Origin of the sequence: Hyphococcus sp. (assembly GCF_041986965.1) — a bacterium.
Taxonomy (GTDB): Bacteria; Pseudomonadota; Alphaproteobacteria; order Caulobacterales; family Parvularculaceae; genus Hyphococcus.
This window is the reverse complement of sequence record NZ_JBHIXB010000001.1, coordinates 1,113,933-1,135,890: the sequence shown is the minus strand read 5'-3', so window position 1 is coordinate 1,135,890 and position 21,958 is coordinate 1,113,933. Positions and strand designations below refer to the sequence as shown.

Here is a 21,958-nt window from a genome sequence, read left to right as displayed (position 1 = left end):
TATTCCCTAACTCCACTCACGCCCGCCACGCACCCCATCGCGCGTCCCGGCTCGCCAGCGTTGACGCAAACACCGTGCCGGAAGCGTGAACCCCTTATATTTCGCTCGCCTAATAGGCGCGTTTCACGCGTGGAGGATGTATGCGCCCCTTTGAGGGACGCAGGAAAGAGGCGCCGATTGTTCCGGAACGGTACAGATCAGTCGATCATCTTCGCCGACCGCAACCAGAAGTTTTCGTCAAAGCCCGGCGTTTCGAGATTGGCGATGAACTGGCGCGAGGCCGCTTCCCAGGAGAAATTTTCCGCCCATTCGCGGCAGGCCTTGGGATCGCGGTTTTCGTAAGCGGTGAGGCAGGCCTTGGTTAAATCCTCGTCCATTGCGCCGCAGCCAGCAGGCGCGCCGTCAAGAATTTCAAGCGGCCCTCGAACGGGATAAGACGCCACAGGCACGCCGCAGGCGAGCGCCTCAACGTTAACAAGGCCGAAAGTGTCAGTGCGCGAAGGAAAAACGAAAACATCCGACGCCTGATAATATTGGGTCAGCTCGTCGCCATATTTCGGGCCCGTGAACACAGCGTCCTTATATTTCGCTTCAAGCTCTTCTCGCTGCGGCCCTTCACCGACAATGACTTTGGTGCCAGGCAGGTCCGCCTCCACAAAGTCCTCGATGCTTTTTTCAACCGCCAGCCGGCCCACATAAAGAAACACCGGACGTTCATATTTATCCAGCAACGAACGGTCGCCCGGGGTGAATTGCTCAAGATCGACGCCGCGGGCCCACAGTTTCATATCGGTGAAGCCGCGTTCCTTAAGTTCCGCGACAAGACCCGGCGTCGCCACCATCATGGTTTCGCCGTCCTTGTGAAAATCCTTAAGAATGCCGTAGCCCCAGCTCGTGGGCACTTTCCAGCGCTCATTGGCGTATTCGGCAAAGCGCGTATGAAAGCTTGTGGTGAACGGATAACCGCGGCGCTTGCAGAAACGGCGCGTCGCACGGCCAATAGGTCCTTCCGTTGCTATGTGGATCGCATCCGGCTGGAAGTCGTTAATCATTTTCGCCACCTTGCGATTGGGCATCAACGACAGACGGATCTCGGGATAAGACGGCAACGGCACAGACCGAAACTCGTTCGGCGTGATGTAAAGCACCTCATTACCGAAGTCGGTGAGAATCTTGCCCAGCGTATCGAGCGTTCTGACGACGCCGTTCAACTGCGGCTTCCAGGCGTCAGTCGCGATGACGATCTTCAGCCCCTGTTCGCCCTTGGGCATGTCGAATTTTTTCTTGGCGCGGGTCAGCCGGCCGACGCCGGAGCCAAGGCGGCGCAAGGCGCTTTTCTTTTTTTCTATGGGTTCGGTCCGGGTTGGGCTGTCGCTCATTGCGGGGGCACCTGTCCTGAGGGGCGTCAAATAACATGGTTAAGGAGATCGGGTGGCGTAAGGCGCCGGGGCTGATTTGACAATCTCCGGCGCTCCGCAGCGCCCCGGAAACAGCCCCGGCGGCCACCAATATGGCCTATGGGCAAGCCGCCAATGCGGATGCCCTGACCATGATTAGACCCAAAACTGGGGAAAACTGGCGTAAAACCTAGCTTCCTTGAGAGTTCAGGCGCTTTTCTCGGGTGGAATGTTGCGATGCAAAATTTTTGTTGCGTCGCAATAATAGTTGGTGTTATAAACATTCTTGCAGCGCTTCGGTGCTGCTGCCCAGTTCTTGGGCGTTTCCTCCCTAACGACTTTGGCCGCGGCTTTGCCGCGGCCTTTTTTTCTTTTAGGCCGTCAGAAAGTTGATTTTGCGCTATTCAGCCGCCTGCGGCAAGCGCAAATCGTCAGAATCAAACGCTGTCAGGCGCTCCATCAACGAAATCATGTTACGCCGCAGAGGCTCGAAGCCTCCGGTGCGGGCGATGCGCCGCTCATCAAGGTAAAGAGCGCGGTTAATTTCGATCTGGAGGGCATGCACGCCGCCTCGCGGCCGGCCATAGGACGAAGCCACATAGCCGCCTGCATAAGGGGCGTTGCGGGCCACCTGATAACCCATGCCGGTCAGAATATCCTCTACAAAGCGGATAATCGACGGGGCGCAGGAAGACCCGAAGCGGTCGCCCAGAACAAAATCGATGCGCGGCTCGCCGGCGCGGAAAGGCGCGCCGCCGGCCGACGGCATGGAATGGCAGTCAATCAGAATGGCGCACCCAAAACGCCCGCGCGCTTCATCTATCAGCTGGCGCAAGGTGCGATGATAAGGGTCGTAACAAGCCGCAAGCCGCCCCCGGGCGTCGAGATAATAAAGTTTGCGCCCGTAAATATCCTGGCCGTCCGCGACGATCCGCGGGATGACGCCGAGCCCCGCGATCACCCGGCTCGACCGGCTGTCGGCCGTCTTCGGGACTTCATCGGCGAACATCCGCGGATCCAGCTCGTCACGGGAGCGATTCACATCCACATAAGCGCGCGGGAAGAGCGCGCGCAGCAGCGGCGCCCCGAAATGCGGCGCCTCGTCAAAGAGCAGGTCCACATAACTGTCTTCAGATTGGCGCAATGCGTGCCGGTCCAGCCGGGAGTTCTTCAATAATTCACTGGGATAGTCGCGGCCCGAATGGGGGGAAGCGAAGATCAACGGCGATTGCGGCGCTGGCGGGGCCAGCACTTCGACAGCCCGGCGCGCCGGGAATCGCCCTTCTCTTTCCATATCCTGCTTCATTGCGGCGGCAGGCTCCCTCAGACTTGAATTCAAAACGACTTACGGCATGTTAGCGTGAAGTTGCAGGATTCGTTAAGGCCATATCGTTAATCCGGCCTCAGCGGAGCGGTTTTTGCAGAAATCGTAGCCAGACGGCGGATCGGGCTTTAAGCGATCCCCATATAGGACAGTCAACGCCCTCAAGGGTCCGGATACAAGGGTTAGCGTAAATGGCGGCGATTTTACTGGCGGAAGACGATGATTCCATGCGGCGGTTTCTTAAGAAGGCGCTGGAGCGGGCGGGCCACTCGGTGATCGACGCCGCGCAAGGGGACGAGGCGCTGACAGAGTTGCAATTGCGCGAATTCGACCTCCTCCTTACCGACATCGTCATGCCGGTGATGGACGGGATCGAGCTTGCCCGCCGCGCCACGGAAATCGACCCGGAAATGAAGATCATGTTCATTACGGGCTTTGCGGCCGTCGCGCTCAACGCCGCGAACCAGGCCCCGGAAGACGCGAAAGTCCTGTCCAAGCCCTTCCATCTAAAAGACCTCGTCTATGAGGTTGAGCGGGTAGTCGCAGCCTAGAATAAAAGCGCGGCCCCAAAGGCTTGCGCGGCTCAATATTTCCCGTTAGAGAGCGACCCCTTCGACGCGGGGCCCTGTCCCGCCTCGGGCGCATAGCTCAGGGGTAGAGCGCTACCTTGACATGGTAGAGGTCCGTGGTTCGAAACCACGTGCGCCCACCACTTCTTTCCTCCCCGATTAACGCCGCCTTGTCAGGCGACGGCTACAAACTCAGCCGGAGCGTGTTAGACATCCATAACGGGAATGCTGCGGCGTAATTCTTGCTGCAAAGCGAGAAATGTTCAGTTTGGCCAGTTCCCGGTTGAGGACGGCAGGAGAAGATCCATGAGGCTTATGGTTACCGGCGGCGCCGGATTTATCGGCTCAGCGGTTGTGCGCCGCGCGATTGCGCGAGGTGATGATGTCTTGAATGTGGACAAGCTCACCTACGCCGCCAATCCGGACAATGTGGCCATAGTCGCAGACAATGCGCGTTATCAATTCGCGCAGGAAGACATTTGCGATTTCGAGGCGATGGCGCGGCTGATGAATGAGTTCAAACCGGACGCCGTCATGAATCTCGCCGCCGAGACCCATGTGGACCGTTCCATCGACGGGCCGGGCGCTTTTATCCAGACCAACATCATCGGGACCTATTCCCTGCTCGAAGCCGCCCGCGGCTATATAACGAACGGCGACGCACCCAAGGACTTCCGCTTCCACCACATCTCAACCGATGAGGTGTACGGATCATTGGGACCCACAGGCGAGTTCACCGAAACCTCGCCCTACCAGCCCAATTCACCCTACTCCGCCGCCAAAGCCTCCTCCGACATGCTGGCCCGCGCCTGGCAGGAAACGTTCAATCTTCCGGTCATTGTGACCAACTGCTCGAACAATTACGGGCCTTATCAGTTTCCGGAAAAGCTAATCCCAGTCGTCATCATCAACGCCCTTGAGGGCAACACGATCCCGATTTACGGCAAGGGCGACAATATCCGCGACTGGCTGCATGTGGAGGATCACGCCGAAGCGCTCCTGCTCGCAGCGCGTGAAGGAAAACCCGGCGAGACCTACAATATCGGCGGGCGCGCGGAACGGACCAATCTCGATCTCGTGAAAATGATCTGCACTGTGCTCGATGAAGAGCTGACAGAGGCGAAGCATGCGCCCCATGACGGGCTCATCAAATTCGTCGCCGACCGGCCGGGCCACGACCACCGCTACGCCATCAATTGCGACAAGATCGAGCGCGAACTCGGCTGGACGCCGGCGCATACAATTGAAGAAGGCATGCGCGACACCGTGAAATGGTATCTCGACAATCAGGACTGGTGGGAAAAAATCCGCCAGCGCGGGTTCGACACGGCCAAGCGTCAGGGCCTGAAGCAGAGCGCCTAGAAGCAATCATCGGAAAGGCGGAGCGCAGCCATGCGCATGCTGGTCTTTGGCAAAAACGGACAGGTCGCCCGCGCGTTGAAAGACAGCGCCGGCGATGATGTGACGGCGCTGGGTCGCGATGAAGCGGACCTCATGGCGCCCGGCGCCGCCCGCGAGGCGATTGCGGCCCATGCGCCCGACATCATCGTCAACGCTTCGGCCTATACAGCCGTCGACAAGGCGGAAAGCGATGAAGCGGCTGCAACGCGCCTCAATGCGTCGGCGCCCGAAGAAATGGCGGTCGCCGCCGCGCAAGCCGGCATTCCCTTAATCCATGTCTCCACCGATTATGTGTTCGATGGAACCACTGAGGACCGCCTTGCCGAAAATGCGGCGGTGAATCCGTTGAATGTCTATGGCCGCACAAAATGCGAGGGTGAACGCGCCGTCCTGAACGCCAATCCCGGCGCTGTTATTCTGCGCACGTCCTGGGTCTTCTCCGAATATGGCGGGAATTTCGTGAAAACCATGCTGCGCCTCGGCGCTGAGCGCGATGCGCTCACCATCGTCGCCGATCAAAAAGGCGGCCCCACCGCGGCGGCCGACATCGCCGCCGCAATTGTGACCATCGCCGGCAAGAAGCATCGCGGCGCGCCGGGCGCAGGGCTCTATCATTATCAGGGCGCTCCAACTGCAAGCTGGGCCGAGTTCGCCGAGAAAATTTTCGAGATCGCAGGGCTCTCCGTAAAGGTTTCGCACATAAAAACCGAGGACTATCCGACCCCGGCGAAACGCCCGCTCAACACCATACTCGACTGCGCGAAAATCGAGCGCGATTTCGGGATCGCACAACCTGACTGGCGCATCGAACTGCGCCGCGTCATCGCTGCGCTAAAAGAAGAAGGACAAGCGTCATGAAGGGGATCATTCTCGCCGGCGGTTCGGGCACGCGGCTTTATCCGGTGACCAAGGGCGTCTCCAAACAACTGACGCCGGTCTATGATAAACCGATGATCTATTACCCGCTCAGCGTTTTGATGCTGGCGGGCATTCGCGACATTCTCATCATCACGACGCCGGAAGACAGCGCCGCTTTCGAGCGCCTGCTTGGCGACGGGGCCGATTGGGGTATCAAGATCAGTTACGCCGTGCAGCCCTCTCCCGACGGCCTCGCGCAAGCGTTTATCATTGGAGAGGAGTTCATCGCCGGCGATAAATGCGCGCTGGTTCTCGGCGACAATATTTTCTATGGACAAGGCCTCACCAAACAACTGCGCGACGCCGCCGCTCTTGGAAGTGGCGCCGAAATTTTCGCGTATCAGGTGACGGACCCGGAGCGTTACGGCGTCGTTGAATTTGACGCCAACGGAAAAGCCGTTTCCATCGAGGAAAAGCCCGCCAAGCCGAAATCGAACTACGCCGCCACGGGGCTCTATTTCTATGACGAAACCGTCGTGGAACGCGCCAAGGCCGTGAAACCTTCAGCGCGGGGCGAGCTGGAAATTACAACGCTCAACGAAATGTATATGAATGACGGTCAACTCCGCGTTCAGATGCTCGGCCGCGGCTTCGCCTGGCTCGACACCGGCACCCATGAATCGCTTCTGGAAGCGGCGCATTTCGTTCAGACGATCGAGACCCGTCAGGGTCTGAAAGTTTCCTGTCCGGAGGAGATCGCCTACCGTTCTGGCTTTATCGACCGCGACCAACTGAAGGCGCTCGCCGATCCGCTGAAGAAAAACCAGTACGGACAATATCTCCTGCGTCTCGCAAGCGAATAGCTATTTCTTGACGGTGTGAATGCCGCATTCGGTTTTCGCCTGTCCGGCCCACCGCCCGGCGCGCGCATCACCCTCATCCTCCACTTTTGAGGTGCAGGGCATGCAGCCGATGGAAAAATATCCCTGACGGACCAGCGGATGTTCGGGCAGTTTGTGCCTCGAAAAATAATCGGCGATGTCGGCGCGCGACCAGTTTGCAAGCGGGTTCAGTTTGAAGTTCGCCCCGTCATGCTCGACATAGTCCATTTCGTTGCGAAAAGCGGTTTGATGGCGCTTTCGCCCCGTCGCCCAGCAGTCAAACCCTTTCAGCGCCCGCGCCAGCGGCTCGGTCTTGCGAAGCCGGCAGCATTCGTCGGGATCGCGCATGGAAAGCGTCCCTTGCGGGTCCTCGCGTTCCAGGTCGGCCTTGCGCGGCCCGATGACCCGGACATCCTCCAGCCCGAGCTGGTGCTGCAGCCGCGAGCGGTAACGCACAGTCTCCCCGAAGAGCTTGTTGGTGTCGAGAAACAGAACCGGAACCGAGGGATCGACCGAAACCATAAGGTGCAACAGCACGGCTGATTCGGCTCCAAAGGAGGAAACAAAGGCGATCCGGCCCGGAAAGGCCTGGTGCACCGCGTGATCGATGATCGAAGCGGCGTCCATGCCGTCATACTGGGCGCTGAGCCGTTTTGCCGTTTCCACCGCCGTCAAGGACGCCATCCTTCGTTTCCGAGCGGTTCCATGCTCGCGCCTGCAAAAAAGGCTAGCGGGGGGCTATATACGCCGTCAATCGCCTGTTCGGCAGGCCGTAGCGGCAGCGGGGTTGCCTTGTGCGCCTTCGGGGCTCTAATAGGGCTCAGATCCCCGCAACATGATGGCGTTGCGGTGTCCGAGAAGACTTCAGGAAATAGGAAGCGATATGAAGATCCTGGTGATTGGGGGCGACGGATTTTGCGGTTGGCCGACGGCGCTGCATCTGTCGAATATGGGCCACGATGTGGTGATTGTGGACAATCTGTCCCGCCGCAAAATCGACATCGAACTGGAAGTGGAATCACTGACCCCGATACAACCGGTCTCCACCCGCCTCAAGGCGTGGGAGGAAGTCTCCGGCCGCCGCATCATGTTCGAGAATATCGACGCGGCGAAGAACTATTCGAGGCTCATGAATCTCATCAAGGATTTTGAGCCTGACGCGATCGTCCACTTCGCCGAACAGCGCGCTGCGCCCTATTCCATGAAGTCATCCTATCACAAGCGCTATACGGTGGATAACAATCTCAACGCCACCAACAATGTGCTGGCGGCAATTGTCGAGTCCGGCGTCGACGCCCATCTCGTCCATCTCGGGACCATGGGCGTCTACGGTTACGGCACTGCGGGGATGAAGATTCCCGAAGGCTATCTGCCTGTGAAAATCGAGACCGATGACGGTCAGGAAATCCGCCAGGAGATTTTGTACCCGGCCAATCCCGGCTCGATCTATCACATGACCAAGACACAGGATCAGTTGCTCTTCGCGTTTTACAACAAGAATGACGGCCTGAAGATCACCGACCTGCATCAGGGCATTGTCTGGGGCACACAGACGGAAGAAACGAAAAAGGATGTGCGCCTCATCAACCGTTTTGATTATGACGGCGATTACGGCACGGTGCTGAACCGCTTCCTGATGCAGGCCGCTGTCGGCTTTCCGATGACAGTGCACGGCACAGGCGGACAGACGCGCGCCTTCATTCATATTCAGGACACAGTGAAGTGTATCGAACTCGCGATTGAAACGCCGCCCCAGCACGGCGAACGGGTTCGCATTCTGAACCAGATGACCGAAACCCACCGGGTCCGCGATCTGGCGAAAATGATCGCCGACAAAACCGGCGCCTCGATCGAATATGTGAACAACCCGCGCAAGGAAGACGCCGAAAACGAATTGAACGTTGAAAATCAACGCCTTCTCGGCCTTGGCCTCGATCCGATCACGCTCGAGGAGGGGCTTCTCGAAGAGGTGACGGAAATCGCCAAGAAATACGCCGACCGCTGCGACCGGACCAAGATCCCCTGCATCTCTTATTGGACCACAGAGCAACAGGCGAAGTCCAAATCCTGACAGCGGACGCCTACTACATGTCGTGGACCGGCGATTGCCGGCCGCGATTCACGTGCAGTTGAAAGACATCGGCGCGGGCGTAATGCCCGGAGACGTCGAAATCCATCTTGCCGCGTATGATCTCAGATGGATTGAGCTCGGCGTAAAGAATGGTTTCTTCACCATGACACGGCCCGGCGAGAATCTCGCCAAGAGGCGACACGATCATGCTGCCGCCATTGATGAGCACCGTGTCAGGTGCGTCGCCCTGAACAGGGTGGAAGTCAGGCGGCGCGTCTGCGCGGCGCATGAACTGGCATGCGGAAATCACGAAACACCGTCCTTCAAGCGCGACCACCCGCATCAACGAGGCCCAGCTTTCCCGATCATCGACGGTCGGCGCACAGTAAAGCTCAACACCTTGCGCATACTGGCTCATACGCAACATGGGCATGAAATTTTCCCAACAGATAGCAGCGCCCGCCCGACCCGCCGTCACATCAAAAGCATCTAGCGTCGACCCGTCGCCGCAACCCCAGATCACTCGCTCTGCTGCAGTCGGCATCAGTTTCCGACGGCGTCCGCAGAACTTTCCGTCTGCTGAAAAAACCAGCACAGAACAATATAACGTGCCGCCGCCTTCGTCTTTAGGCGCGCGTTCGATGGCGCCGATCACCAAATCCGCCTCAAGCGCGCCTGCGAGACTGGCAAGACGCTCGGTTTCCGGCCCGGGAACCTCTATCGCGGAGTCAAAATATTGACGGAAGAGCGCGCGTCCTTCGGCGGAGCGGGAGCCAACCGGCGCTCCGAAATGACTGCCTTTTGGGTATCCGCCGATAAAGGCTTCAGGAAAAACAACGAACCGCGCGCCGTTTTCCGCCGCTTTCGTCGCAAGCGCTTCAACCTTGTTTAGAGTGGCTGGCGTATCGAACAACACAGACGCGGACTGAACGGCCGCCGCTTTGACGACAAGCATCTGTTCCTACCTCATTTCCGCATATCGCCGGAAATAGCCAAGCGTTTCGTCATAGGGTTTTGAATCGGCGGTGCGCCACTCGTGAACGCTGTCGCGATTGAGAAGGTCCCCTTCCGGCGACACAATCAGCACCGTCGGCGTGCCGAACAGCTCCATCACGCCGAAGCGCGCCGGCACATCAAGATTGCGGTCGCGATAGCCCACATCCACATAGACAAGTTCGTAACTCTCGGCGATGACTGCCGCGAGCTCATCGCGCTCGAACTTCGCCGCCAGCCCACGACTGTCGTGACACCAGTTGCCGCCGAGCACTAACAGGACATTCTTGCCGCCCGCCTGCGCGGCCATGAGCGCCGCATTCACATCGGCCATGGCGTTGCGCGTGTCATCGAAAGGACGCGGATCCTTGTCATGTCCGCGCGGTTCAAAAGCAGCCTCAACCACATCGCCGGAAACCCCGGCAGTCATTTTCACTGCTGTTTTCGTCACACCTGCCGCCGCCCCAACGGTCGTTGTCGCAGCCTTGACGCAACCGCCGAGAAGCGCCGCGCAACCAAGCATCCAGTATAAAGCCGTTTTCATCACGCCTGGCCTTTTCCTTAAGTGAAATAACGCGCGAGCCGCGCCGAGGCTTCCTGCAATATCTCAGGCCGCTTGCAGAAGCAAAAACGCGCATAATTGCGCGGCGCCTGTTTCTGTTTGGGATGATAGAACGCCGAGATCGGCACCGCCGCAACTTTTGCATCCTCCGTAATCTCCTTGCAGAACGCAGCATCATCGTCACGTCCCACCGAACGAATATCGACCGTCAGAAAATACGTTCCCTCACAAGGGAGCACAGTAAAGCCCGCCTCTTTTAGCCCCGCCGCGAGAAGATCGCGCTTGGTCTGCATGTCATCAACAAAGCGTTCATAATACTCATCGCCAAGCGCCATCCCCGCCGCCACCGCCTTCTGCAACGGGCCCGGAGATGTGTAGGATAAGTGCTGATGCGCCTTCATCAGCCCAGTGATAAGCCGCGCCGGTCCTGTCACGTAACCAATGCGAAATCCGGTGAGTGAAAACGTCTTGCCTGCGGAGCCAATTCGGATCACCCGCTCCTTCATGCCGGGCAAACACATCAATGGAAGATGTCGCTGCCGGTCAAATACAAGATGTTCATAGACCTCATCGCAAACAACAATTAGGTCATGGCGGCGCGCCGCTTCCGCAATGATCTCGAGCTCTTCGCGGCTCATGACTTTGCCGAGAGGGTTGTGCGGCGTGTTGATGACAATCAGTTTTGTTTTCGAGGTAATCGCCGCTTCCAGCGCTGCGGCTTCAAGAGACCATGCAGGCGGAATAAGATCCACAAGCCTGAGGCGCCCGCCCGCCGCTTCGATCTGAGGGGCGTAGCTCTCGTAAAAAGGCGCCAGCAACACCGCTTCGTCCCCGGGCTCCAGATACCCCTGAAAAGCAGCGGCGAGCGCCTCTGTCGCGCCTGATGTCACGAGAACTTCCGTCTCTGGATCAATATCGAGATTATAAAAACGCTTGTTGTCCGCGGCGACCGCCTCCCGCAACTCCGGCGTTCCTTCGACGGGCGCATATTGGTTCGGGCCGTCGATGATCGCTTGCGCCGCAATTTCGCGAATTTCTTTCGGCCCATCCTCGTCGGGAAATCCCTGACCAAGATTGATGGCGTTCTGTTCGCGCGCCAGCCGCGACATGGTGGGGAAGATGGACTGTGGCCTGGCTGAATAGACGGGGTTCAAAGATCGGGTCATGCTGAAAAGATAACAGGACCGGCGCGCCAGCGCCATTCGCAATCAGCGACCTTTCAAGATGCCCAGGAGGCCGTCAGCGATGTTGCGGCCCTCGATGCGCCTGATGCGCCGCGGCACATTGGGGATGCCAGGCGTCCGGTTTGCATCAAGCAACACCGTTCTGCCTTCATGTTCAACATAATCGAACTTACCGAAGTCCATACCCAGCCGCTTGCGCTCTTCGAAAATTTCAGGCGACGGCTCAATACGTTCGGATTTGACAATGCCGCGCGCCTTCACAATCGGCTCAGTTGAAACATGGCGCATGCAGCTCCACTTGTCTCCCATAAAAACCCAGGTGCGCGTGGCGTAACCTTCCGGATCAAGCTCCGGCAGAAATTTTTCGACGACAAGCCCGCGGTCTTCCCAGACAGCGTCAGGCGCCGCGTCAATAGAGTCATAAATATCGTATGACGGTTTGACTTCCGCGCCCGGATAGGGAATCGGCAGGCCGCGCTTTTGCGCTTCCTCGTTACGCCTCACTTCTACAGCGCCGCCGTAGTTCAAATCGGACTTCACAATGACCCGCCCCGACCAGGCGTCGGTTCTCGCAAGCAGTGATTTGCTGACTTTGCGCTTGGAAATATCTTTGATGAAATTGACGGCGTGCTCAAAATGACTTGAAAGCCCGACATACTCATCGTCTGCAATCGTGCAATCCGTATGCAAAATCGCAAGGTCCGCGCCGACCGGCTTTGGCTCTTTGACAATCCGGAAGCGATGACCGCGCAAGACTAGATCCCGCAATCCCAGACACAAGAGATAGGTTCCGATGACTGGCGGCCATCCGACGCGCGGGACATAAATCCTGTCCAGGGGATTCGTATAAACAACTATTCTGGCCATAGGCCCCAATCTTGCACATATTGTTCCGGCAGCCAGCCCAATAATGCCAGGAAATGTTGTTGTTAGATGACCAGTGATTGGACAAACCTAGCAAATATTTACGCGAAAATGGGGGCGCCCATGCTGCCATCTCCGCCGGATGTCGACAGGGTTAACCAACTCATCGCCGGACAGAACCAGAATGTCCTGATGCTGGGCGCCACGCCGCAATATGCGCGACTTGGCGAGCGCCTGACAGCGCTGGACGGCACAGCGAAAATGATCGACGAATACTGGTCGCAAGCGGGCGACAACCGGCGCGCCATATTAGGCGACTGGCTATCCATGCCCTTCAGTGACGGCGAGTTCACCGCGATCATTGGCGACGGTTCGTTCACCTCGGCGGCCGACGGCCTGCCCAGACTGTTTCCCGAAGCGCGGCGGGTTCTCACGCCGGGCGGCGTTTTGGCCGTTCGATGTTTTTGCGCACCGGAGCCTCCGGAAACGGTCAGTGACATCGTTGATGGCCTGGCGGCGCCCGATGCAAACCCGTTGTGCTTTCGCATGCGCATGGCCATGGCCATGGCGGCGCTGCAGCCAAATTACGTATTTCCCATAAGCGAACTCGCGCTCATGTTCGACAGGCTTTTCCCTGACCGCAAAGCGCTCGCTGATAAAACCGGCTGGCGGCGGGATGAGATCGACCGCATCGACAGTATGAAATCTGCGACCTATTCCGTCGGCTTTCCACCGCGGTCGTGGCTTGGCGAGATGGCGGCGCAGACTTTCACCCGGGTGGAATTCCTCGAAAGTGACGGCTATGCGCTGGCCGAGCTTTGCCCGGTGCTCGTGCTTGAATAAAGCCGCCTAAACATCCGCCCACATCTGCAACAGATTCGCCGCCGCCTTGGCGAGCAGGTCTGAGTTTTTTGACTTTCCATATTGGTCAAAAAGATCGAGCCGGGCCACGTTCAGGTCGTAAAGGATTTCCCGCTTCTTTGCGTCCCGAACCATGCTCTGGACCCAGCCTACGGCGGCGAGGCGTTCGCCGCGCGTGACTTCCGCTACACGGTGCAAGCTCGTTGACGGGTAAACGATCATCGACCCCGCGGGTAGTTTGACGTCCAGCTCGCCAACGCCATCCATGATGATGAGCTCACCGCCGTCATAATCATCCGGTTCGTTGAGGAACAAGGTGAAAGACACATCGCGGCGCATTTGCCCGCCGCCGGAAATCGGATGATCCACATGGGCGCCGTAGGACATGCCCGGCTTGTATCGGCTCAGCATGATCGGCGACAACTTTACCGGCCGCGTTGCGAGCCGAAATTCCTGATGCCGGAAGATCTCATCCCCGATCATTTTCCGGACAGGCGCGGCCTCTGGATCGTCGGGAACGGCCTGCTCGTTATCCTTGACGAGTTTCGCCTGCGCCCCGGCGCTGGCGCGGCCGTCGCGAAAGGCGATGCGTTCAAAGGCGGCCCGCACATCGCGGACGGCCTCGGGTGAGAGAATATTGTCAAAAGCCAGAATCATGAATGTCTTATAGCGCGGGCGACGCCCCTATGGCGAGGCGTCCCCTCACCGCAGGTCATCTCGACATTCTCCGGCAATAGTGACATCGCTCCTCATCAAGGACGCCCATGACCGCTATTCTCACCATCGTCGCGCCTGTCTTTTTCCTCATCGCCTGCGGTTACGCCGCGGCGAAAGTCGGGCTTATCGGCCGTGAGGGCGCGAAGGGGCTCAATGACTTTGTCCTCTATTTCTGCGTTCCCCCGCTGCTGTTCCGCACCATGCAGTCGGTGGAGATGAGCGTTTCGGCGACAGGCGTATGGGGCGCCTATTACGCCGCCGCCGGGATGATCTGGCTCATTGTCGCGCTCGGCGCCAAGCGCGTCCGGGGCCTTGGCGATGCAGGCGGGTCGGCCACGGCGTTCGCATCGACCTTCGGGAATCTCGGCATGATGGGACTGTCGATCGCCTATCTCTCCTTTGGAGAGGAGGGCCTCATCATCGCCGCGTTGATCATTGCGGTTCACGCCGCAAGCCACTGGTTTGTGGGAACCCTCTGGGCGGAGCTCGCTAACGCCGAACACGGGATCAATATTGCGGCGACAACAGGCGGCGTTCTCGTCTCGCTGGCGAAGAACCCGGTGGTGCTGGCGCTCGCCGCCGGCGCGTTATGGAACGCAGGCGGCTGGACCATGCCCGCAATTGGGTCCCGAATTATCGATCTCGGCGGCGATGCAGCGATCCCGGCAGGCCTGTTCGCCCTGGGGCTTGCAGTCGCCGCATATCCCTTGCGCGGCGCCGCCGCCGGTGTTGCGACCATTATGATTCTCAAAATGGCGGTGTTCCCGGTCATCGCCTGGGCGTTTGCCCAATTCGTCTTTCATCTGCCGCCCCGGGAGACGGCGCTGGTGACGCTTTTCGCAGCCCTGCCGACGGGCATGAACCCTTATCTTTTCGCCGTGAAGTTCAATGCAAGTCTCGCCGCCGTTTCCGGCGCCATCGCGCTTGGCATTATGCTTTCGATACTCACCATCCCTTTTGTGCTCTGGCTGGTTGGCGCATAAAAAAAACCGGCGCTCCACGGCGCCGGCTTTTCTCATCAACTCTCTGTTGGGGGTTACCCTTGCGGATCTTCCTCAACTTCATCTTCCATTTCTTCAGCGGCTTCATCCACTGAGTCACCGAACTCGTCGGCTGCTTCTTCAGCAGCGTCGCTGGCGTCATCAGCGGCGTCTTCTGCGCCCTCTTCAATATCTTCGGCAGTCTCGTCGATAGCGTCGCCCATCTCATCAGCGACATCCTCGGCGTCTTCGCCTGCCTCTTCCGCCGCATCGGCTGCGTCTTCAGCAGCTTCCTCCATCTTTTCTTCCGCAGTCGGCTCACCACCGCACGCGGCTAAGCCTGTGGCGGCGAAAACAAAGGCAGCGCTCATAAAAAGTCGTTTCGTGTTCATAATGGACCCTCTTGCGTTAATCTCACCCGGGGCTAACACGGATGCGCGCCCTTGGTTCGCATAAGGCGCCCGAATACACGCTAACCCATAGAAAATACTGTTATTTTCGTCCGGACGCCGCGCTTTACGCTTTCGCCAGCGCCTGCTCCAGATCGCCGATAATGTCATCAGCGTTTTCAATGCCCACGGAAAGGCGCACAACATCAGGTCCGGCGCCGGCGGCGACTTTCTGGTCATCCGTCAACTGACGGTGGGTCGTCGACGCTGGATGTATGATCAGGCTCTTGGCGTCGCCCACATTGGCGAGATGGCTGAACAGCTTCACATTCTTGACAACCTCGACACCGGATGGATAGCCGCCTTTCAACCCGAAGGTGAACACCGAGCCCGCGCCCTTGGGCGCTACTCTTTTCATCAGCGCATGGTGGGGGCTTGATTCAAGCCCCGCATAGGCGACCCAGGCGACTTTTTCATGGCCTTCGAGATATTGCGCGACCTTCAGCGCGTTTTCGCAATGACGCTCCATGCGCAAGGACAGTGTCTCGATTCCCTGCAAAATCATGAATGAATTGAACGGTGAAATCGAAGGGCCGAGCGCGCGCAGGCCAAGGACACGGCAGGCGATGGCGAACGCAATCGGCCCGAAGGTTGGATAGAACTCAATGCCGTGATAGTCGGCGTTCGGCTCCACAAGGTGCTTGAACCGCGCATCGGACGACCAGTCGAAATTGCCGCCATCGACGATCACCCCGCCCATGGAGGTGCCGTGCCCGCCGAGAAATTTCGTCAGGGAATGAACGACAATATTCGCGCCAAGCTCTATCGGGCGGCAGAGATAGGGCGAGGCCAGCGTGTTGTCGACGATGAGCGGCACGCCCGCCTCTTTGGCGACGGCGGCGATCGCCGCGATATCCGTCGGCGCGCCCGCAGGGTTGGCGAAACTTTCAATAAAGATCGCTTTGGTTTTCGGGCCCACCGCTTTTCTGAAACTTTCCGGGTCTGCGCCGTCGGCCCAGTCGACCTCCCAGCCGAAGCGTTTGAAGGCGTGATCGAACTGATTGACCGAGCCGCCATAAAGCTGGCGCGCGGCGACGTAACGATCCCCCGGCTCCAGCAGCGTATGCAGAACCGTAAGCTGCGCCGCATGCCCTGAGGCGACGGCGAGCGCCGCCGTGCCGCCTTCAAGCGCGGCGACGCGCTGTTCGAGAACGTCCGTCGTCGGATTCATGATCCGCGTATAGACATTGCCGAATTCTTCGAGATTGAAGAGCCGCGCCGCCTGATCCACATCGTCAAAAACATAGGATGTGGTTTGATAGATCGGCGTCGCCCGCGATTTCGTGGTCGGGTCCGGCGCGGCGCCCGCGTGGATCTGCGCAGTCTCAAAATTATAGCTCGGCGTTTCGTCGGTCATGTCGCTCTCCGCTGGCCCCGCTCGGCGGGAAAATTACAGCGCTTCCTTAGCGGGAAAGACGGGCGCGCGGTAGGGCGGCGGCGATCCGCCAACCCGATTCTTGCGCCATACAAGGCCCGGCGCGTTTCAGGGCCGCCAGAACACACCTTCAGGGATCGGCTCATCGGCGAGCGAAGTGAGATAAAGATAAAGCGCGTCGATCTCTTCGGCCGAGAGTTCCGGGAACCGGTCCGGCGCCACAAGCCGCATCAGGCCCAGTTCACGCCCGCCCATGGCGACGCCCGTAGTGATCAGCTTTTCGAACTCCTCACGCGAATAGGCGGAGACAATGATCAGATCGGGCGTCACCGCATCCCACAATGTCGCGCCGCGCAGATCGAGGCCGTGGCATTCATTGCACATGGTCATGGCGAGATATTCGCCATGGGCGCGCTGGGGCGCCGCTTCACCGTCAACCCGCAAGGGCGGCACGGCGTCGGCCCATTCCTCCATGTGTTTTTCCTCGCCGGTAAAAAAGCTCCAGCGCACGCCCCAGCCGAGTTTCGGTTTCGGCAGGTCAATCTCAATGACGGGCGCGGACCGCAAAAACGCGATGATCGCCGCGAGATCGTCATCGCGCATCCGCGCAAAATTATAGGAGGGCATGGAGATGAGCGCCTTGCCGTCGGCGCCGATCCCTTGCCGGATCGCGGCCTCAAGCGTCGCGTCATCATGCTCGCGCGCATAAAGCGCCAAGTTCGGCGCTACGGCGCGTTCGGGCCAGTCCCATTGCTCGTCAAAGTCCTTGCCCTGAAGCTGTTGCCCGTGACAGCCGAAACAGCCGCGCGTGCGGGTCACATGGCGCCCGTGTTCAATGGACGCCGCATCGGTGGGGATCGGCGCGGCAAACGGTGGATCGCGCGTGACGTCGCGGAATTTCGATTCGCTCAACAGGTAAAAGCCGCCAACGCCCAAAAGCGGCGCCGCGACGATCGCCGCCGCCATCAACATAAAAATACGCAAAGCCGGCTCTCCCCCGATTGCTGCCGCGAATTTAGCAGGCAAATGACGGCCGGGGATCCGGATTGCTGCGCATCATGGCGTTTCCTTCCGGGCCGAACCCGCTAAACCGCTGTCATGGTCTGGGTCCTCCTCATTCTTTTTGTCGCCGCGATCCTGCAGGGCGCCGTCGGTTTTGGCTTCGCGCTGGTCGCCATGCCGGCGCTGGCGCTGGTCATGGACGCGCCCTCGGCGGCCGCGCTGGTGGCGCTGACCGGCATTTCCTTAAGCACCGTGATGCTCTTCCAGAACCGCAAAGGGCTTCACCTGGGCGAGGCCGCGGGGCTGATTATCGCCGCCGCGGCGGGCGTTCCCATCGGCGTTTATCTCCTCGCCAACGCGCCGAAAGAACCGCTGCTCATCGCGCTCGGGATCATCATCATCGCCTTCAGCGTCTTTTCCCTGGCGCGCCCGGCGGCGGTCGAAATCAAGGACCGGCGCTGGCGGTTCGCGGCCGGTTTCGCGGGCGGCATTCTCGGCGGCGCCTATAATATTCCGGGCCCGCCGATCATTTTCTACGGCGCCATGCGCCGCTGGCCGCCCGAACGTTTTCTCGCGGTGACGCAAGCGTTCTTTCTGCCTGTAGCCATCATGATCGCGGCGAGCTATGCGGTCGCCGGCTTCTGGAGCCGGGAGGTGCTGGTCACCTGCGCCGCCAGCATTCCCGGCGTCATCATTGCGAGTTTCATCGGCCGGCGCCTGACCGCCGGGATTTCGGCGGCCGCACTCTCAAAGGCGGTCTACGGATTATGCCTTGTGCTGGGCGTCGTGATTTTGACGATGAATCTCGGCTGAGAATCCGGGCTGACGCCGCAACAATAAAAAAGCGCAATAAAAAACCGCCGGGTGCTTGGGGGAAAGCCCGGCGGTTTATAAGTTTCAGAAAAGAGCCGCGTTTTTTACGCTGCTTTCTTCAATGCTTTTTTCGCTTTTTTCAGTTTGGTTTCCTGACGCGCGATGCGTTTTTTGCGCGACTTGATTTCTTTTTTCAGGGCTTTGACTTTTTTCTTCTTGGCCATGGAAAACTCCTCACTTTTGTTTGTCTTCGTGCTTGCGCACAAAATCTTTCATGAACCCGCGCAACTCACGCGCCGCGCTGGTGTCCAGCTCTTCACAAAGATCAACGAAGCGGTCGCGCAGCTCCCTGTTCAGCCGGATGACAAGCTGGCTGTCTTTTTTATTCTTTTTAGCCCGCTTCTCATCCGCCACGGGACGCACCATATCGTTATCTCTTCGATAGCCAATGTATATACATTTGCTATGCGCAGCGCAAGAGGCGCCCCCGAATTTTTTGTAAGACGCCCGTAGACCGGCGGATTTATTTGGCCAGCGCCTTGAGCCGATCCGGCACGCCCTCGCCCTCCACGTATTCAACGGCGGTCACTCGCTGGATGATCCTGTCCGTGCCGGCGCCGTTGAGGAACTCAAGCTCGATATTGTTCCAGCGGCAGCCTTCGAAATTGAGCGTTTCGTTTTTCCAGTGCTCGCAGGTTTTGCCTGCAATGGTTTTCTCGCCGAGGCGTTCATAGCCGACGCGTGTCAGATCCGCCGCGTCGGTTACGGCGAAGGAGGTCGGCTCGGAGTCCTTGACCCTGATCGTCGGAAACACAGGATCGTCCGGCTTGCGGCGCAGAAACATTTTCTCGCCGTTCCAGTACATCTGGCTTACGTCCGCTTCACCATACGTTCGCGCATCAAATTCAAGACCGACGCGGGCGCCGTAATCCTCGACCCACATGGTGCGCATACCGTCTGTCTGGCCTTCAAGCTCATAAACGATCTTGAACCGCTTGACGCCGAACTGATCCGCTTCCGGAACAAAAGCTTCCGCGGCCTCGCGCGCGGCCACCATCCCGGCGTCTTCGTTGGCGTTCGCCGCTGCGCCCGTTCCGCCGCCATTGCCGGTTTCCGCCTTCTCGCCGCCGCAGGCCGCGAGGGCGACGCCCAACGCCGCCATGATGATCGCTGCTTTCTTCATTGTCTCAACTCCCCTTTCGATGCCTTTTCGCCGAACCCTGCCACGAAAGCCGCGCAACCCATGTGACGCCCGTCACTCGCCCGCACGGCATAGCTTCTTTCCGCCGCCGCCAATGTTGACGCGAACGCATGAGATGAGAGGCGCGGGGCGTGAAACGTCCATCGCACTTGGTAAGTAATCGGGCGCATCACGCCCCGCATTTGCGGCGTTGTTCAGCATCGGCGGGACCGGCCGTAATGACGACCCCTGACGTTTCTTAGGCGCCAGAGTTAAAGCCGCCAGAAAGCCCGGCCTCTGCGACCGGCCAGCGCGCGAGGATTTCCGTTTCGCAACCCCCGCGCCCTGCGCGCCGCAATCCGGACCGATGGGAACGGCAGGCCTCACCGCCTCTCACTATCCGGACTGCCAAGGATTATACGGCAGGAAAAAAACTGGTGAAATTTTATCCACGGGTTCCGGAATGGGGGTATACTTGCCGCCGCCCCCTGCGGCCCCTGATCTCAAACTCGCCCGCCGTCATCCCGTGCGCTGCGCGGCATGAAATGACGCGCTGCAGACACGGGATCGCCCACCATACACTTCGTCATTCCGTGTGCTGTGCAACACGAAGTGGTGCGCTGCCAACACGGGATCGCTTTCAAGGGTGCGCTTGGTCGAAGGAGATCCCGGATCTGCGCAGCAACACTTCGTGTTGCAGCGCGTCCGGGATGACGGGGAGGAGAGGTTTTCAGTAGGGAGGGCCTCGGCCCGCCGTTTCCCGGTAAAATGGCGGGTTACGCTGCGCTAACCCGCCCTACTCGCTTGCCGCCGCGCCTGCGCCCCTGCTTACTCACATGACACCCCCATCCCGCGCTTCGCGGGTACTTCCCCCGCAAGCGGGGGAAGAGGGACTTTGCCACAAGCGCAGCCTTCTCCTCCCCCGTTTACGGGGGAGGTGGTCCGAAGGACCGGAGGGGGTTCTCCTGCCAGCTTGGGCACCAGCCTAAACCTCTGTCCAGCACTGACCCAAAATCAAAATCTAGTATCTAATACTTTTCCATCCACCACACCCGGTAGTAGTCAAATTAAAGAATCGGGGAATCCTTTCTGTATAGGAACGAAAGTAGGTCCATAATGCCCCAGTATTATGTCAATAAAAATGCCCAGTCTGACGGATATCACGAAGTACATATTGACGATAATTCGTGCCCTTACCCCCCAGCTCTGGAGAACCGGGAAGATTTAGGCTGGCATCTGGATTGTACGAGCGCAGTCTTAGAAGCAAAACGCCGTTATACGTTTGCTGACGGTTGCGCTTATTGCGTGCCGACGTGTCATACCCGGTAACGTGAACTAAGAATAACTTTGGAGATCACGATGGCAAAGAAAAGCACGAAGAAGAATTCGACGAAACGCCAACGCGTCTCGCAAACTGATATTCCAGCATACCCATTAGAGCAAGCAGTACGAGTAGCTCAGGCAATTTCGGAAAACTATGCAAGCTCTCCGACGAAGCCTTTGAACGTTGCAGCGGCACTCAACATGGCACCTAATTCAAGCCACTTCCGGCAGCTTACCGGGGCTGCTGTCGCATATGGGCTAACCAATGGCGCGTATAATGCGAGCGAAATTGCGCTAACAGATATCGGAAGACGTGCGACAAAACCTTTAAAAGAAGGTGATGATGCCAGCGCATTACGGGAGGCATTATTAAAACCGCGTATACTGAATGAATTTTTGACGAGATATAACGACTCACCGTTACCGCCGGAAAAAATTGCCCAAAATGTTCTTGAAGATATGGGTGTGCCCTCGGATCGTACTTCTCAAATTTTTGCGCTAATTGTTGAGAGCGCGAAAAAGTATGGGCTAACCAAAGACATAAAGGGAAAGACCTATATTGATTTAACATCAGACCTTTCATCGATCAGCCCTATCGATGTCGATGAAAGCTTGGATGACACAGACTTAGAAATTGACTTACCGAAAGGTGGCGACAAACTAGATGACGGCGCAAGTGTCTTGCCTCCGCATAACCCCGGCGACGCGCGATCACGTCATGTTTTTATCACGCATGGGAAAAATAAAGCATTCATTGAACCAATAAAAAAATTGCTCGCATTTGGCGAGCTTACGGCCGTCGTGTCAGTGGATAAACAATCCGTCTCCAAGCCAGTTCCAGAAAAAGTGATGGATGATATGCGGGCTTGTAGCGCAGCTATCATACATGTGGATGAAGAAACGAAAATGCTCGATAAGGATGCAAACGAAGTCATCGTCATCAACCCAAATGTGCTCATTGAGATTGGCGCAGCCATGGCACTATACGGCCGCAGATTTATTCTTTTAGTTAGGGATGGAGTCGAGCTTCCTTCTAACCTCCAAGGGCTTTATGAAGTGCGGTACAGTGGGGATACGCTAGACGGCAACGCAACAATCAAATTGTTGGAAGCAATAAATGATATAAAAAATAACCCCATTCCTAAAGTCTGAGG

Annotated in this window: 22 protein-coding genes and 1 tRNA gene; 10 read left to right on the top strand and 13 right to left on the bottom strand. The window is 58.3% G+C overall.

Translation table 11 applies throughout. From position 1 onward, the window contains the following. Window positions 1–197 precede the first annotated feature (197 nt). Together ACFC5L_RS05670 and ACFC5L_RS05665 are read right to left on the bottom strand one after the other, a co-directional pair. Window positions 198–1,379, bottom strand: a complete 1,182-nt coding sequence (locus tag ACFC5L_RS05670) for a glycosyltransferase family 4 protein (protein WP_375201245.1) — start codon at window positions 1,377–1,379, stop codon at window positions 198–200. Window positions 1,380–1,797: 418 nt separating this feature from the next. Further along, entirely contained in the window at window positions 1,798–2,703 is a 906-nt protein-coding gene (locus tag ACFC5L_RS05665; RefSeq protein WP_375201246.1) for an N-formylglutamate amidohydrolase, read from the bottom strand. A 209-nt stretch (window positions 2,704–2,912) separates the two neighbouring features. On the opposite strand from ACFC5L_RS05665, the gene cpdR reads away from it, so the two are divergent. From cpdR to rfbA, 5 genes are all read left to right on the top strand, one after another. After that, window positions 2,913–3,272 carry a cell cycle two-component system response regulator CpdR gene (gene cpdR, locus ACFC5L_RS05660; protein WP_375201247.1) on the top strand — a complete coding sequence of 120 codons (360 nt, stop codon included), beginning with the start codon at window positions 2,913–2,915 and terminating at the stop codon, window positions 3,270–3,272. An 86-nt stretch (window positions 3,273–3,358) separates the two neighbouring features. Next, window positions 3,359–3,433, top strand: a tRNA-Val gene (locus ACFC5L_RS05655). Window positions 3,434–3,596: 163 nt separating this feature from the next. Further along, window positions 3,597–4,652, top strand: a complete 1,056-nt coding sequence (rfbB, locus tag ACFC5L_RS05650; protein ID WP_375201248.1) for a dTDP-glucose 4,6-dehydratase — start codon at window positions 3,597–3,599, stop codon at window positions 4,650–4,652. A 30-nt stretch (window positions 4,653–4,682) separates the two neighbouring features. Then, complete coding sequence (rfbD, locus tag ACFC5L_RS05645; protein WP_375201249.1) at window positions 4,683–5,549, top strand: dTDP-4-dehydrorhamnose reductase; 867 nt, start codon at window positions 4,683–4,685, stop codon at window positions 5,547–5,549. After that, window positions 5,546–6,412, top strand: a complete 867-nt coding sequence (rfbA, locus tag ACFC5L_RS05640) for a glucose-1-phosphate thymidylyltransferase RfbA (RefSeq protein ID WP_375201250.1) — start codon at window positions 5,546–5,548, stop codon at window positions 6,410–6,412. The genes rfbD and rfbA overlap by 4 nt, the downstream gene beginning before the upstream one ends. Here rfbA and ACFC5L_RS05635 read toward each other — a convergent pair whose 3' ends face one another. Then, entirely contained in the window at window positions 6,413–7,114 is a 702-nt protein-coding gene (locus tag ACFC5L_RS05635) for a phosphoadenylyl-sulfate reductase (protein ID WP_375201251.1), read from the bottom strand. Window positions 7,115–7,313: 199 nt separating this feature from the next. On the opposite strand from ACFC5L_RS05635, the gene ACFC5L_RS05630 reads away from it, so the two are divergent. Next, a complete protein-coding gene (locus ACFC5L_RS05630; protein WP_375201252.1) occupies window positions 7,314–8,501 on the top strand; it encodes an NAD-dependent epimerase/dehydratase family protein in 1,188 nt (395 codons plus the stop codon). A gap of 13 nt (window positions 8,502–8,514) precedes the next feature. Here ACFC5L_RS05630 and ACFC5L_RS05625 read toward each other — a convergent pair whose 3' ends face one another. The 4 genes from ACFC5L_RS05625 to ACFC5L_RS05610 are packed head-to-tail and all read right to left on the bottom strand — an operon-like array spanning window position 8,515 to window position 12,107. Then, the gene (locus ACFC5L_RS05625) at window positions 8,515–9,456 is read right to left on the bottom strand and encodes a carbon-nitrogen hydrolase family protein (protein ID WP_375201253.1); all 942 of its coding nucleotides are present in this window, start codon (window positions 9,454–9,456) and stop codon (window positions 8,515–8,517) included. A gap of 6 nt (window positions 9,457–9,462) precedes the next feature. Continuing rightward, window positions 9,463–10,038, bottom strand: coding sequence for a thioredoxin family protein (locus tag ACFC5L_RS05620; RefSeq protein WP_375201254.1), 576 nt, complete (start codon window positions 10,036–10,038; stop codon window positions 9,463–9,465). A 17-nt stretch (window positions 10,039–10,055) separates the two neighbouring features. Next, on the bottom strand, window positions 10,056–11,222 hold the full coding sequence (locus ACFC5L_RS05615; RefSeq protein WP_375201255.1) for an aminotransferase: 1,167 nt from the start codon (window positions 11,220–11,222) through the stop codon (window positions 10,056–10,058). 42 nt (window positions 11,223–11,264) lie between these two features. Then, window positions 11,265–12,107, bottom strand: coding sequence for a hypothetical protein (locus ACFC5L_RS05610; protein ID WP_375210736.1), 843 nt, complete (start codon window positions 12,105–12,107; stop codon window positions 11,265–11,267). A gap of 120 nt (window positions 12,108–12,227) precedes the next feature. Between ACFC5L_RS05610 and ACFC5L_RS05605 the strand changes: the two genes are divergently transcribed. Next, entirely contained in the window at window positions 12,228–12,947 is a 720-nt protein-coding gene (locus ACFC5L_RS05605) for a class I SAM-dependent methyltransferase (RefSeq protein ID WP_375201257.1), read from the top strand. 6 nt (window positions 12,948–12,953) lie between these two features. Here ACFC5L_RS05605 and ACFC5L_RS05600 read toward each other — a convergent pair whose 3' ends face one another. Beyond that, on the bottom strand, window positions 12,954–13,622 hold the full coding sequence (locus ACFC5L_RS05600) for a Fe2+-dependent dioxygenase (RefSeq protein WP_375201258.1): 669 nt from the start codon (window positions 13,620–13,622) through the stop codon (window positions 12,954–12,956). A 107-nt stretch (window positions 13,623–13,729) separates the two neighbouring features. Here ACFC5L_RS05600 and ACFC5L_RS05595 point away from each other — a divergent pair, with 107 nt between their 5' ends. Continuing rightward, complete coding sequence (locus ACFC5L_RS05595) at window positions 13,730–14,665, top strand: AEC family transporter (RefSeq protein WP_375201259.1); 936 nt, start codon at window positions 13,730–13,732, stop codon at window positions 14,663–14,665. 53 nt (window positions 14,666–14,718) lie between these two features. On the opposite strand, the gene ACFC5L_RS05590 is transcribed toward ACFC5L_RS05595, so the two are convergent. From ACFC5L_RS05590 to ACFC5L_RS05580, 3 genes are all read right to left on the bottom strand, one after another. Next, a complete protein-coding gene (locus ACFC5L_RS05590; protein ID WP_375201260.1) occupies window positions 14,719–15,054 on the bottom strand; it encodes a hypothetical protein in 336 nt (111 codons plus the stop codon). Window positions 15,055–15,178: 124 nt separating this feature from the next. Continuing rightward, a complete protein-coding gene (locus ACFC5L_RS05585) occupies window positions 15,179–16,468 on the bottom strand; it encodes an O-acetylhomoserine aminocarboxypropyltransferase (protein WP_375201261.1) in 1,290 nt (429 codons plus the stop codon). A 126-nt stretch (window positions 16,469–16,594) separates the two neighbouring features. Next, complete coding sequence (locus ACFC5L_RS05580; protein WP_375201262.1) at window positions 16,595–17,470, bottom strand: cytochrome c; 876 nt, start codon at window positions 17,468–17,470, stop codon at window positions 16,595–16,597. A 114-nt stretch (window positions 17,471–17,584) separates the two neighbouring features. On the opposite strand from ACFC5L_RS05580, the gene ACFC5L_RS05575 reads away from it, so the two are divergent. Next, window positions 17,585–18,301 (top strand): sulfite exporter TauE/SafE family protein, encoded by a 717-nt coding sequence (locus ACFC5L_RS05575; RefSeq protein ID WP_375201263.1) that lies wholly within the window; start codon window positions 17,585–17,587, stop codon window positions 18,299–18,301. Window positions 18,302–18,535: 234 nt separating this feature from the next. Here ACFC5L_RS05575 and ACFC5L_RS05570 read toward each other — a convergent pair whose 3' ends face one another. Together ACFC5L_RS05570 and ACFC5L_RS05565 are read right to left on the bottom strand one after the other, a co-directional pair. Beyond that, window positions 18,536–18,727, bottom strand: coding sequence for a hypothetical protein (locus ACFC5L_RS05570; RefSeq protein ID WP_375201264.1), 192 nt, complete (start codon window positions 18,725–18,727; stop codon window positions 18,536–18,538). 97 nt (window positions 18,728–18,824) lie between these two features. Beyond that, window positions 18,825–19,484: a hypothetical protein gene (locus tag ACFC5L_RS05565; RefSeq protein ID WP_375201265.1), complete on the bottom strand. Its 660-nt coding sequence runs from the start codon at window positions 19,482–19,484 to the stop codon at window positions 18,825–18,827. Window positions 19,485–20,840: 1,356 nt separating this feature from the next. Between ACFC5L_RS05565 and ACFC5L_RS05560 the strand changes: the two genes are divergently transcribed. After that, window positions 20,841–21,956, top strand: coding sequence for a TIR domain-containing protein (locus ACFC5L_RS05560; protein WP_375201266.1), 1,116 nt, complete (start codon window positions 20,841–20,843; stop codon window positions 21,954–21,956). Window positions 21,957–21,958: the final 2 nt, after the last annotated feature.